This is a genomic window from Pantoea sp. EA-12 (assembly GCF_030053355.1).
In the GTDB taxonomy this organism is placed as follows: domain Bacteria; phylum Pseudomonadota; class Gammaproteobacteria; order Enterobacterales; family Enterobacteriaceae; genus Pantoea; species Pantoea vagans_C.
Genome location: NZ_JASGBY010000002.1, coordinates 18668 through 31712 on the forward strand (window position 1 = coordinate 18668; position 13045 = coordinate 31712).

Annotated in this window: 9 protein-coding genes; all 9 read right to left on the reverse strand. The window is 56.9% G+C overall.

Annotation, left to right across the window (positions count from 1 at the left end):
* Positions 1 to 460 precede the first annotated feature (460 nt).
* Positions 461 to 1798 (reverse strand): LLM class flavin-dependent oxidoreductase, encoded by a 1338-nt coding sequence (locus QMZ30_RS02835; RefSeq protein ID WP_283226326.1) that lies wholly within the window; start codon positions 1796 to 1798, stop codon positions 461 to 463.
* Between the two features lie 13 nt (positions 1799 to 1811).
* On the reverse strand, positions 1812 to 3416 hold the full coding sequence (locus tag QMZ30_RS02840) for a dipeptide ABC transporter ATP-binding protein (protein WP_283226327.1): 1605 nt from the start codon (positions 3414 to 3416) through the stop codon (positions 1812 to 1814).
* Positions 3413 to 4246, reverse strand: a complete 834-nt coding sequence (locus tag QMZ30_RS02845) for an ABC transporter permease (RefSeq protein ID WP_283226328.1) — start codon at positions 4244 to 4246, stop codon at positions 3413 to 3415. Before QMZ30_RS02845 ends, QMZ30_RS02840 begins: the two co-directional genes overlap by 4 nt.
* The gene (locus QMZ30_RS02850) at positions 4243 to 5235 is read right to left on the reverse strand and encodes an ABC transporter permease (protein ID WP_283226329.1); all 993 of its coding nucleotides are present in this window, start codon (positions 5233 to 5235) and stop codon (positions 4243 to 4245) included. Before QMZ30_RS02850 ends, QMZ30_RS02845 begins: the two co-directional genes overlap by 4 nt.
* A 13-nt stretch (positions 5236 to 5248) precedes the next feature.
* Positions 5249 to 6862, reverse strand: coding sequence for an ABC transporter substrate-binding protein (locus QMZ30_RS02855; protein ID WP_283226330.1), 1614 nt, complete (start codon positions 6860 to 6862; stop codon positions 5249 to 5251).
* 29 nt (positions 6863 to 6891) lie between these two features.
* Complete coding sequence (locus QMZ30_RS02860) at positions 6892 to 7407, reverse strand: GNAT family N-acetyltransferase (protein ID WP_283226331.1); 516 nt, start codon at positions 7405 to 7407, stop codon at positions 6892 to 6894.
* A 196-nt stretch (positions 7408 to 7603) separates the two neighbouring features.
* Positions 7604 to 9211 (reverse strand): ABC transporter substrate-binding protein, encoded by a 1608-nt coding sequence (locus QMZ30_RS02865; protein WP_283226332.1) that lies wholly within the window; start codon positions 9209 to 9211, stop codon positions 7604 to 7606.
* 280 nt (positions 9212 to 9491) lie between these two features.
* Entirely contained in the window at positions 9492 to 11591 is a 2100-nt protein-coding gene (gene fusA / locus QMZ30_RS02870) for an elongation factor G (RefSeq protein ID WP_283226333.1), read from the reverse strand.
* A gap of 122 nt (positions 11592 to 11713) precedes the next feature.
* Positions 11714 to 13024: an MFS transporter gene (locus tag QMZ30_RS02875; protein WP_283226334.1), complete on the reverse strand. Its 1311-nt coding sequence runs from the start codon at positions 13022 to 13024 to the stop codon at positions 11714 to 11716.
* Positions 13025 to 13045 lie beyond the last annotated feature (21 nt).

A 13045-nucleotide genomic window follows, 5' to 3' on the forward strand; every position in this document is an offset into this window, starting at 1 on the left:
GCTAAAGCGGTACCTTCGACTTCCACGTCGTGCCGGACGGACCGTTCGCGGATGACCATCCATGGTCGGCCGCGAACTGCCCCACGCCTCCCCGCGTGGGGCTCCTGGCCCAACGTAAAAGTCTCAGCGCTGCGGATAGCCCTGAGGGGGCAGCAGAGGCGTCATGGCCTCAGGCAATGTGCCCTTTTTGACAACGCGCACTGAGGCTGATGAGCTGGCTGGAGCCGCACCGGGGCAGGCATCCGCAGCGCTGAACGGAGTGAGTCTGCCAGGAGAGCCCGCAGGACGCGGGCGAAAGGTGGCGCTGGAACATGGATGTTCCATCGGCACCGTTCCGTTAAGGCAGATGAGTGAAGTGAAGGCACCGCGACAGCGGCGCGAGGACCGCCAGCCACGGTGCGGCCCCAGACGGCGTTAACGTCAATCGTTTGACTGTACGCCATTTACGGCGACCAACATGTCATGCCACCTGCTGACGGCGCTGGGCGGCGAACTGGTTTTCTGGCGTGGCTAACCCCAGATTTTCCCGCAAGGTATCGCCCTCATATTCGGTGCGATAAATCCCGCGCGCCTGCAACAGTGGAATCACCTGCGTCACGAAATCATCAAATGCCGTTGGTGTGCCGCCGCGTACGATAAAACCATCCGTGCCGCCTTCCAGGAACCACTGCGCTAAACCGTCAGCAACCTGCTCGGCAGTGCCGAGGAAACTGGGGCGCGGCGTGGCTTCTTCCAGCGCGGCCTGACGTAAAGTTAAACCGCGTTCCCGTGCGTTCTGTTTAATCTTGTCCGTCGTGCTGCGGAAGCTGTTCTCACCCAGATCGCCAATATCCGGGAACGGTGCTTCCAGAGGATACTGGCTGAAATCGTGATGTTCGAAATAACGCCCCAGATACTCCAGCGCTTTATCGATGGTGACCAACTCGGCGGTCTGTTGATAACGGCGTTCCGCATCCTCCTCGCTATCGCCAATAATCACGCTGATACCCTGGAACACGCGAATGTCATCGGCATCACGACCCCGAGCGACCAGACGACGGCGCACATCTTCACGGAATGCACGCGCCTCTGCTAACGTCTCCTGACGGGTGTAGATGGCATCCGCCGCTTCCGCCGCAAAGGCTTTACCCGCTTCAGAGGCGCCTGCCTGGAACACGATCGGTCGTCCTTGCGGTGAGCGCCCCACATTTAACGGCCCCTGCACCGCAAAGTATTTGCCCTTGTGATTCAGCGTATGCAGCTTGTCATGATCAAAAAATTGACCGCTGGCTTTATCACGCACAAAAGCATCCTCTTCCCATGAATCCCACAATCCTTTCGTCACCTGAAGATATTCGCTGGCAACACGATAACGTTCGTCATGTTCAGGATGCGTATCACGCGAGAAGTTTTTTGCCGACCCTTCCAGCGGAGACGTGACGACATTCCAGCCCACCCGGCCACCGCTTAACTGGTCGAGGCTGGCAAACTGACGGGCCACGGTAAAGGGTTCGCTGTACGAAGTAGAGAGCGTCGCGACTAAACCGATTTTCTGCGTCACCAACGACAGTGCCGACAACAAGGTAATTGGCTCGAATCGGTTCAGAAAATGCGGGATCGATTGCGCTGTGATGTACAGCCCGTCCGCAACAAAGAGGAAATCGATTTTCGCCTGTTCCGCTTTGCGCGCCAGATCCAGCACATAATCGACATTGATGCTGGCATCCGCTATCGCATCGGGATGACGCCATGCCGACATATTGCCGGATACGCCCTGAATAATCGCTCCCAGCCGAAGCTGGCGTTGTGTCTGACTCATCTCATGCTCCTTTTTATGCGTGTGCGGGCTGCCAGTTGGGTATCACCGGCAGCGCCTGTAACAGTTTTTGCGTCCACGGATGCTGAGGCGCGGCAAACACCTGCGTCAGGTCTCCGCTCTCAACTATCTGACCGTTTTGCATCACCAGTACGCGATCCGCCAGATGTTGGATCACGCCCAGATCGTGAGAAATAAACAGCAGCGCCGTGCCGTGCTCGGCTTGCATCTCGGCCAGCAGATCCAGCACCTGCGCCTGTACCGACACATCCAGGGCACTCACCGGCTCATCGGCCACCAGTAGCGCGGGATTGGGGGCAAACGCGCGAGCAATGGCTACGCGTTGGCGCTGACCACCAGAAAGTTGCTGCGGATAACGCCGCAAGAAGCGATCGCCAAGCTGTACTTCATCCAGCAGCTGACGCACGCGTTGACGCCGCGCATCGCCATGAATACCCACGCTATCGAGGCTTTCACCGATGATTTTTTCCACCGTATAACGGGGGTCGAAGGAGCTAAACGGATCTTGCGCAATCAACTGCAATCGGGCACGACGGGCACGTCGCGCTTTGTCAGGCAGGCGATCCCAGCGTTCCCCCTCCAGCCGCAACGTACCGCTATCCGGTTCCGTCAAACCCATCACCACTTTCACCAGCGAGGTTTTGCCCGATCCGGACTCCCCGACCACACCCAGGGTTTCCCCCGCATGCAAAGTGAAGTTGATGTTGTTCAACACCAGACGTTCACCGTAGGCTTTGTTTAGGTTGATGCCCTCAAGCAAGGGCGCATGGCCTGGCGTTGGGCGCGGCGGTAACGGCGTCGGTTCAGCGGCACTCAGACGCAGCCCGCGTGTAGCCGGTGTCGGCACCGCCCGTAGCAGCCGTTGCGTCCAGGCATGTTGCGGACATTGCAGCAGCGGCCCGCTGTGTCCCTGCTCCACCACTTCGCCATCACGCATCACCAGCACGCGATCCGCCAGTTCCGCTACCACCGCCAGATCGTGACTGATCAGCAGCAAGCCATGGCCGTCACGGCGGCGTTGTGCCAGCAGTTGCAGGATCTGGCGCTGCACCGTCATATCCAGCGCGGTGGTAGGCTCATCGGCAATCAACAGTTTAGGGCTGCCGGCCAGCGCAGTAGCGATCAGTGCACGTTGCCGCTGGCCGCCAGAGAGTTGATGCGGATAACGCGCCAGCCGACTTTCCGCATCGGGGATACCGGCGGATTTCAGCAATGTCAGACTTTTTTCCTGCAATCCCTCGCGATGTCCGGCAGCGCTTAATGCATCGGTTAGCTGCTGTCCGATACGGCGCAATGGATCGAGTGAGACCAGCGCATCCTGCAGCACATAGCCAATGCGACGCCCGCGCAGTGCCTGCCAGTCACCGCGCCTTGCATCACGCATATCCCGACCATCAATGTCGAAACGGTCGGCGGTGAGCACCGCACCTTCGGGCAGTAACCCCAGCAAACTGCGGGCGGTCAGGGTTTTTCCCGATCCCGATTCGCCCACCAACGCCACCGATTCACCCGGCCACACTTGCAGAGAGAGATTCTTCACCACCTGCTGCGGCCCGAAACGGATGCTGAGATTCTGGATATCAATAAACGGCTGGCTCATGCGTTTCTTCCTTCAAAACGGGCCTGCCAGTGGCGGCCAAGCGTATTCACGGCAATCACCGTCAAGGTGATAAACACGCCGGGCCACACTGCAATCCACCAGGCGTTGCGCAGATAGTTACGCCCTTCGGCCAGCATCAGGCCCCATTCGGCGGTCGGCGGTTGCGGCCCCATGCCGAGAAAGCTCAAACCGGCGGTGCCGATGATGGCGGTACCCAACCCCAGCGTGGCTAAGGCCGGAACCTGTGCAATGGCGTGCGGCAGAATATGGCGGGTGATTAACGTGAATCTTGAAAGACCAAACGTCCGCGCCTGTTCAACGTAACCAGAGGTCATGACGGTGTAGGTTTGCGCTCGCACCACGCGGGCAAAACGCGGCACCGAGGCCACACCGAGGGCAATAATCAGGTTATTGGTACCCGGCCCGGTAAAGGCAATCAGCATCAGTGCCAGCAGCAGATCGGGGAATGCCGAAATCACATCCACCGCACGGCTCAGCAGTTCATCAACCACGCCACGCGCCAAGGCGGCAATCAACCCCAGCAGGGTGCCAAACAGCACGGCCAACGCCATCGCCGCCACGCTGATTAACAGGGAATAACGGCTGCCGTAAATCACACGTGTGAGCAGATCACGCCCCAATTGATCGGTACCGAGCCAGTGCGTGGCCGATGGCGGTAGCTGTGCATTAACCGGATCGGCCAGAAGCGGATCGTTATGAGTGAGTACGCCCGGTGCTATTACCGCTGTCGCCAGTAAAAGCAGATAGAGAATCGCCAGCCACACGGCGCCAGGCAGTGCTGTCGGCAGACGTTGCAGTGCAGCGATCATGATTTGCTCTCCCCACGCAGGCGAGGATCGATCCACAGTGACAAGATATCGACCAGGGTGCTCATCACCACATAAATCAGTGCTGACAGGATGGCTACCGCCAGTACTACCGGTAGATCCTTCGCCAGCACCGCATCCACCGTGAGTTTGCCGAGACCAGGACGACCAAACACTTGTTCAGTGATCACCGCACCGCTGAGCAGGCCACCCACCAGCCAGCCGGTTAATGTCACCGCCGGTAAGGCCGCATGGCGCAGCACATGACGCAGGCGAATAGTGGTTTCTCCCACGCCCCACGCACGCAGTGTCAAAGTGAAAGGCGCATCCAGCGCCCGCTCCAGTTCGCGCCTCAGCAACTGCGCCATCACCGCACCCTGCGCCATGCCTAATGCCAGCGCCGGAAGCACCAGTGATGACAGTGAGCGATCTCCGGCCACCGGGAACCAGCGCAAGGTGAAACTGAAGATAAACAGCAGCACAATGCCCATCCAGAAGGACGGCGTGGAGGCCAGCAGCAGCTCAACACTGTTGGCGACACGGCGACCGATGCGGCGATGTGCCGTTGCCACTGCCATCGCGACCGCAAACAGAATGCTCACCACCAGTGCCGCCAGGGTTAACTTGATGGTGGGCCACAGTTGGGTGGACAACAAATGGCTCACCTCGGTGTTAAGCATGTAGGAGCGCCCAAAGTCGCCATGCAGCACGCGCCACAGGTAGTGCAAATATTGCCACCACAGCGGTTCATTCAGCCCCCACTCGGCACGGATCGCAGCTTCAATTGCCGGGGTCCGCAACTGTTCACCAATCAGCAAACTGACAATATCCCCGGGTGCCAGATGCACACCGAGAAACGCCAGTGACACGGCAGCCCATAGCACCAATACGCCGCCGAGCAGGCGACCGAGAATACGTCGCGAGAGTTCACTGCGCCAGAGCGCGGGCTTACGCGGTCGCGGTGTGCGGGTGACGATGCTTTCCAGACTCATCTTCGCCTCCTGATTAATGGTCACTTAGCCAGATGTCGTATGCGTTCTCCGGCATCTGTTTGTAGCTGCGGAAACCCGCGCCGTGCACATAGCGGGCGGCGGCAATCTGGTCTTCAGGCTCATACAACGGGATCGCCAACGCCTGCTGTGCTAGCGCGTAGTGCTGAAGCTGGCTGTAGAATTTGCGACGTTGATTGATATCCAGCGTGGCGGCGGCCTGATCTAACCAGCCGTTGATTTCAGGACTGTTGACCCGGCTGTAGTTAATCGCGCCACCGGCATTAACCGGGCGGTAGTGGTTTTCAATATCGATGCCGTCGGTCTCTGTATTGGAGTTGGCGATCGAACCAAAATGACCGCTGTTGCGCACCTCAGCATAGGTGCCGGAATCGACATAGCGCAGCTTGATCTCTACACCGAGCCGTTGCCGCGCCTGGGCTTGAATCGCCTGCAACAACACATCACGCTGATCGCGCACCGTGGCCTGGGCTTGTATCACTTCAATGCTCAGGCGCTGGCCGTCTTTGGTGCGAAAACCTTCGCTATCACGCGTTTGCCATCCAGCCTCGTCCAGCAGCTTATTCGCCGCCGTGGGGTTGTTGCCGTACTGACCTTCCAGATCGTTGTTGTAAAGCGGGTCAACCGGTGAGGTGATCCCCCATGCGCGGGTACGCTCGCCGCGATACACCGATTTCAGTAACGGATCGATATCCAGTCCCTGCAGCAGCGCCTGGCGCACTTTCACATCTTGCGTGGGGCCATATTCCACATTCAGAAACAGCGAATAGGGCGTACCGGTGTTCAAGGCATGTTGATAGGTAAAATCTGGGCTGTCTTTAAAGGCACTGGCATCGTTGCCGGAGATGCCTTCAATCACGTCCAACTGCCCAGACAGCAATGCACCGGTACGCACTGAGGACTCCGGCAGGAAGCGATAGGTCACGCGATCCAGATACGCTGGGCCCTGATGATGTGCAGTGACCGGTGCCCAGTGGTAATGCGGATTGCGCACCAGTGTCAGCTGCTGACCCTTTTCGTAACTCTCGATGATGAAAGGTCCGGTTCCCGCGATCTCTTTACCGCCCGCCTTGAGCTGGGGTGAGTGCCAGCTGGCGGGTGCCAGAATCTGCAACTTCGCGGCAAAAGAGAGGAAAGGCGCGTAACCCTGCTTCAGGGTAATCACCACCGTGCTATTGTCGGGCGTCTCGACGCTGGCAATGCGGGCACTCAGGGCACAGATACTGGTTCCTGCGCAATATTTTGGGTCCTGTACATGGCGAAAGTTCTCCGCTACCGCGTTGGCATCCAGCTTCTCGCCGTTGGAGAAAGTGACGTCACGACGCAGCGTGAAACGATAAATTTTGCCATCCGGGCTCACTTCATAGCCCGTGGCCAGCCACGGCACAAAACTTCCATCAGTGCGTCGTGCCAGTAGTGATTCCCAGACATTACGCAGGGTGACTTCGGCTTTAGATTGCCCATTTAACTGCGGGTTTAACGGTGCCGGTTCGGTTTCTACGCCATAGATCAGTGAGCCGCCACTGCGCGGTTGCTCTGCGGCGAAGGTGTTTAACGTACTCAGCAGGCACGCCAGCCCCAGCGCCAGCGTGATTGAATTCGCTTTCATAATGTCCCTGTTGTTATTGATGATGTGAATCAGGCGATGTTGGCGACGGGCTGCGGGTTGAATTCCTTTTTCAGGAATACCAGCGCTTCGCCCAACGCATTGGTGCGGTGATAAAACGGCTGATAGCCGCGACGCAGGTAAAGCTCACTGAGCCAGGGATGTTTAGTCGCCGTGGCCAGATACACGCCAGGCGCTTTGAGCGTCTCTTTCAGCAGCGTCTCTTCGGCATAGCTGATGATCTCGCGGCCATAGCCCTGACCTTTGTAGTCCGGATCGACGGCAAACCAGTGAATAAACGGCAGCGACGAGGGCGCATCGGTTTCTTGCTGCCAGGGGAAACGCACGGTCACCGTCGCCACGGCACGTTTCCATTTGCGCAGCACCAGTACCGTCTCCTGTTCAATGACGCGACGAACCTGCTCGACGTTGCCTTGAGAGATGGTGAAATGCACATCCAACGCCACCAGCGATGCGTAAGCGCGTTGCAACAGGGCAAAAATTTCGTCGGCATCGTCGGGTTTGGCAATTTGAATAGATTGGCTCATCTGCGGGTTTCCTGAATTTATCTGCAGAGAATTATTGAAATCCGCCGAAATAAAGTAAAACGAGAATAGTGGCAATGGATTTGTTAATTATGGGAATCGCATAAGCGAACATTAAATAAAGGTCGTCATCAATGACGACCCTAAAATATGTTCGTATGATTTTCCTAGGGTGCGCATTTATGCGCACCTGGCGATATTAATGTTTACTCAACCACACATCGTAAACGCTTTCTGGCATCTGCTTATAACTGCGGAAACCATAACCGTGCACGTAACTGGCGGTGGCAAGCTGATCTTCCGGTTCATACAGTGGAACCGCCAACGCCAACTGAGGTAAGGCACGTTGTTGCAGCTCACTGTAATACTGGCGGCGCTGCTTCAAATCCAGCGTCGCGGCGGCTTGATCCAGCAACCCATTGATACTGGCATCGTTGACACGGCTGTAGTTAATCGCCCCACCCTGCGCTATTGGCCGGTAGTGGTTTTCAATATCCACGCCGTCGGTCGGTGTGTTGGAGTTAGCGATGGTGCCAAACTTGCCGCTTTTGCGTACGTCCACATAGGTACCGGAATCCACATAGTTGAGTTTGAGATCGATCCCCAGTCGTTGACGCGCCTGTGCCTGAATCGCCTGCAACAACACATCTCGCTGGTCGCGTACGGTGGCCTGCGCCTGAATCAACTCAATGCGCAAGCGCTCACCATTTTTGGTGCGATAGCCCTCGCTGTCCCGAGTCTGCCAACCCGCATCATCCAGCAGTTTGTTAGCGGCAGCAGGGTTGTTGCCGTACTTCCCTTCCAGCTCATTGTTATACAGCGGGTCAATCGGTGACGTGATGCCCCAGGCGCGGGTACGCTCGCCGCGATACACCGATTTCAGCAGCGGATCGATTTCCAGCCCCTGCAACAAGGCCTGGCGCACTTTAACATCCTGTGTGGGGCCGTATTCGACGTTGAGGAATAGCGAGTACGGGGTACCGGTATTGAGCGCGTGCTGGTAGGTAAAATCAGGGTTGTCCTTGAATTCACCCGCATCGTTACCGGAAATGCCTTCAATCGCATCCACCTGACCGGAGAGCAACGCCCCTGTGCGCACTGACGATTCCGGCAGGAAGCGATAGGTAACACGATCGAGATACGCCGGTCCCTGATGTTTCGCGGTGGCCGGTGCCCAGTGGTAATTCGGGTTCTTCACAAAGGTGACCTGCTGGCCCTTCTCGTAACTTTGCAGGATAAACGGCCCGGTACCGGCAATCTCCGTGCCACCCGATTTTAGCTGCGATGATTTCCAACTGGAGGGGGAAAGGATTTGCAGCCCCGCCGCGAAAGAGAGGAACGGTGAATAGACCGATTTCAGTGTAATCACTACCGTGTGATCGTCGGGCGTTTCAATCTTGTCGATGTGCGATCCCATCAGGCACAGGCTGGTACCGGCGCAGTACTGCGCCACCTGAGTTTGGCGAAAGTTTTCGGCCACGGCGTTGGCATCCAGCTTTTCGCCGTTGGAGAACGTCACATCGTGGCGCAGGTTGAAGCGCAAGGTTTTGCCATCTTCGCTGGCTTGATAGCTCTCCGCCAGCCACGGCACAAAACTGCCGTCTGGACGGCGGGCCAGCAGCGATTCCCAGAAGTTTCGCAGCGTGATTTCGGCTTTGTCTTGCCCGTTAAGTTGCGGGTTGAAGGTGGTGGGTTCAGTTTCTACACCGACCGTAAGACTACCGCCGCTAACCGCTTTATCAGCGGCAAAGGCATTGCCCAGCAGGCAGGTGAAACCCAGAGCCAGAGTCATTGCGTTCGCTTTCATATTATCCTTGGTGATTGCAGGTGTTATTTTAAATAGCCGCATACCGGCTTGATTTATATTTCCCGCTGAATTATTAAAATTCGGATAAATAAATGTAAAACGACAATATTGGCTATCGATGTGATGAAATGGTTTAAAGGAAACAAACGAAATAAATTTCGCTTCAACGCTCGTAGGGTCGCCATTTATGGCGACCTAAAACCCTGTGCGCATGAATGCGCACCCTACGAATCGATATCTGAAATGATAATTTGTGGCGGCATCCCTGCCGCCCAAAAAATCACACCGCACGCGCGGCAATAATCCCCTCGGCCACATTGCGTGGCGCTTCGGCGTAATGCGCGAACTCCATGCTGTAGGTCGCACGACCTTGAGACATGGATCGCAGCGTGGTGGCATAGCCAAACATCTCTGACAACGGCACTTCGGCACGGATGATACGCGCACCAAAGCGCTCATCCATGCCTTGCAGCGTACCGCGACGCGATGACAGGTCACCCATCACGCCACCGGCATACTCCTCTGGCGTTTCCACTTCCACCTGCATCACCGGTTCAAGGATCACCGGATCGGCCTGTTTAGCTGCGGCTTTAAAACCAAAAATCGCCGCCATACGGAAGGCCATTTCCGATGAGTCCACCTCATGATAGGAGCCGAACGTCAGAGTGGCTTTGAGATCCACCACCGGATAACCCGCCAGCACGCCACTGTTCAGCGCTTCACGAATCCCCTTCTCCACCGAAGGAATAAACTCGCGCGGCACCACCCCGCCTTTGGTGGCATCTTCAAAGGTAAAACCGGCACCGGCAGCCTGCGGTTCCAGCGTCAACACCACGTGACCATACTGGCCTTTACCGCCCGATTGACGCACAAACTTGCCTTCCACATCGCGCACCGTTTTGCGGATAGTTTCGCGATAGGTGACCTGCGGGCGACCTATGTTGGCTTCCACACCAAACTCACGCTTCATGCGGTCAACAATGATCTCCAGATGTAACTCGCCCATACCGGAGATGATGGTCTGGCCTGACTCCTCATCGGTGTGCAGGCGGAACGATGGATCTTCTGCCGCTAATCGCTGCAACGCCAGGCCCATCTTTTCCTGATCGCTCTTGGTCTTCGGCTCGATCGACAATGAAATCACCGGGTCCGGGAACTCCATGCGTTCCAGGGTGATCACCGCATTGGGATCACACAGGGTTTCACCGGTGGTGACCTCTTTTAATCCGACACAGGCAGCAATATCACCGGCACGAATTTCTTCGATTTCGATGCGATCGTTGGCCTGCATCTGCACAATACGGCCGATGCGCTCTTTACGCCCTTTAACTGCATTCCACACGCTGTCACCCTTGCGCAGCACGCCAGAATAGACGCGCACGAAGGTGAGCTGGCCCACGTAGGGATCGCTCATCAGTTTAAACGCCAGTGCAGAGAACGGCTCATCATCATCCGCATGACGCTCGTCGTGTTCACCTTTGTCATTCACACCGGCCACCGGTGGCACATCGAGTGGTGAAGGCATCAGCTCAATCACCGCATCCAGCATGCGCTGCACGCCTTTGTTCTTAAAGGCGCTACCACACAGCATTGGTTGGATTTCACCCACCAGCGTGCGCTGACGCAGCCCCGCAATCACCTCTTCTTCGCTGAGATCGCCCTGCTCCAGATAACGGTCCATTAAGGCTTCACTGGCTTCCGCCGCTGCCGCCACCATGTTTTCACGCCATTCGGCCGCCAGCGCCTGCAGCTCCTCTGGAATCGGTGCGTAGCTGAAGGTCATGCCCTGGCTGGCATCATCCCAGTAGATAGCGCGCATCTTGTTGAGATCCACCACACCGCTGAAGTGATCTTCTGCACCAATCGGAATCACAATCGGCACCGGATTGGCATGCAGGCGATCTTTCATCATCTGCACCACGCGGAAGAAGTCCGCTCCCTGGCGGTCCATCTTGTTGACGAAGGCAATGCGCGGCACGTGGTACTTGTTGGCCTGACGCCATACGGTTTCCGACTGTGGCTGCACGCCACCGACAGCGTCATACACCATCACGGCACCGTCCAGCACGCGCATGGATCGCTCCACTTCGATGGTGAAATCCACGTGTCCAGGGGTGTCGATGATATTGATGCGGTGCGGCGTAAAGCTGCCATCCATACCCGGCCAGAAGCAGCTCACCGCTGCCGAGGTAATGGTAATACCACGCTCCTGCTCCTGCGCCATCCAGTCGGTGGTTGCCGCGCCATCGTGCACTTCACCTAACTTATGGCTCATTCCGGTGTAAAACAGGATGCGCTCAGTGGTGGTGGTTTTACCGGCATCGATATGCGCGGAGATGCCGATGTTGCGATAACGTTCGATAGGTAGGGGTCGGGGCATGATGCGTCCTTAGTCTGTTCGACTGAAAAAGTGGGCGAGCACCATTGCCCGCCGCTGCGCAACAGCATAGACCTATTGTACGAGTAAATACGAACAGTTTGAGCCTTTTTCGCACAATCTGTTCACTCCATCTTCGCATCCCGCAACCGCCAGGCACTGAACGCCGAGAGCAGTGCCATAAACACCATATAGCCAATCACCCAGCCGTAGCCCTCGCCGCTGACCAGCAGCGCCGTGGCGATCATCGGTGATAGTCCGCCGCCGAGAATCGGCCCGATCTGCTGAACTAAGGACAACCCGCTATAGCGAACCCGCGCCGGAAACAGCGACGAGAAGAAGGCCCCCTGAGCGCCAAAGGTGCTGCCGTGCCCTAGCGCTAAGCCCAGTGCGATAGCGAGATAAATCAGGGGAAGGTGCCCGCTGGCTAACATCAGCATAAAAGGCCATGCCAGTATGGCCTGCGCCATCATGCCGCCAATATATACGCGTTTTTTACCGTAGCGATCGGCCATACGGCCAAACAGCGGCAAGGTGAAACACTCCAGCAAACAAGCCAGCAGAATGCCGTACAGGATGATTTGACTCTTCATGCCCAGCACGTTGACGCAGTAGCTGATGGCGAATACCGCGTAGATGTTGAACAGACCGCTTTCAGCAATTTTGGCACCAATGCCCAGCACCACATCGCGGGTGTGATGGCGCAGCGCCTCCAGCACCGGCACTTTTGCCTGTGTTCCGTCACGCTTCATGCGTTTGAAAGCCGGCGTTTCCTCAATCTGGCTGCGAATAAACATCCCTACCCCTAACAGCACCACGCTGAGCAGGAACGGCACACGCCAGCCCCAACTGAGAAAATCGGCCTCATCCAGCGCCACATTAAGCACGGTGATGAAAATTATCGGCAACAGAAAACCCGCAGGTACGCCGATATGCACCAGTGAACTGTAAAAACCACGCCGTTCAGGCGGCGCGTGTTCAACCACCATGGTCATCCCACCGCCATATTCACCGCCAATGCCAATGCCTTGCAGACAGCGTAAAACCACCAGTGCAATCGGTGCCCACACGCCAATCTGTGCGTAAGGCGGGATCAGGCCAATCAGAAAGGTGCCGAGGCCCATAATGATTAGCGTCATCATTAACGCGAACTTACGGCCAATGCGATCGCCAAAATGGCCGAACAGCACGCCACCTAAAGGACGTGCGCAGTAGCCAACAAAATAGGTCGCAAAGGCCGCCAGGCTGCCGACCAGCGGTGATTCACCGGGAAAGAATATTTTGTTGAACACCAGCGCGGTCGCGGTGGTGTAAAGCGTGAAGTCGTAGTACTCAATAATGGTACCCATCACACTGGCCGTGACGATTTTACGCATTTCTCCGCGCGTGGCGGGGCGACTGACCGCCGCGTGGGCGGTCAATGGTTGTGAATGCATGCTGAACTCCCGACGTAGGAT

What these genes read in the sequence shown, in the direction of transcription:
- QMZ30_RS02835 (WP_283226326.1), bottom strand. Translation starts at nt 1,798, where the DNA reads ATGAGTCAGACACAACGCCAGCTTCGGCTGGGAGCGATTATTCAGGGC.
- QMZ30_RS02840 (WP_283226327.1), bottom strand. Translation starts at nt 3,416, where the DNA reads ATGAGCCAGCCGTTTATTGATATCCAGAATCTCAGCATCCGTTTCGGG.
- QMZ30_RS02845 (WP_283226328.1), bottom strand. Translation starts at nt 4,246, where the DNA reads ATGATCGCTGCACTGCAACGTCTGCCGACAGCACTGCCTGGCGCCGTG.
- QMZ30_RS02850 (WP_283226329.1), bottom strand. Translation starts at nt 5,235, where the DNA reads ATGAGTCTGGAAAGCATCGTCACCCGCACACCGCGACCGCGTAAGCCC.
- QMZ30_RS02855 (WP_283226330.1), bottom strand. Translation starts at nt 6,862, where the DNA reads ATGAAAGCGAATTCAATCACGCTGGCGCTGGGGCTGGCGTGCCTGCTG.
- QMZ30_RS02860 (WP_283226331.1), bottom strand. Translation starts at nt 7,407, where the DNA reads ATGAGCCAATCTATTCAAATTGCCAAACCCGACGATGCCGACGAAATT.
- QMZ30_RS02865 (WP_283226332.1), bottom strand. Translation starts at nt 9,211, where the DNA reads ATGAAAGCGAACGCAATGACTCTGGCTCTGGGTTTCACCTGCCTGCTG.
- fusA (WP_283226333.1), bottom strand. Translation starts at nt 11,591, where the DNA reads ATGCCCCGACCCCTACCTATCGAACGTTATCGCAACATCGGCATCTCC.
- QMZ30_RS02875 (WP_283226334.1), bottom strand. Translation starts at nt 13,024, where the DNA reads ATGCATTCACAACCATTGACCGCCCACGCGGCGGTCAGTCGCCCCGCC.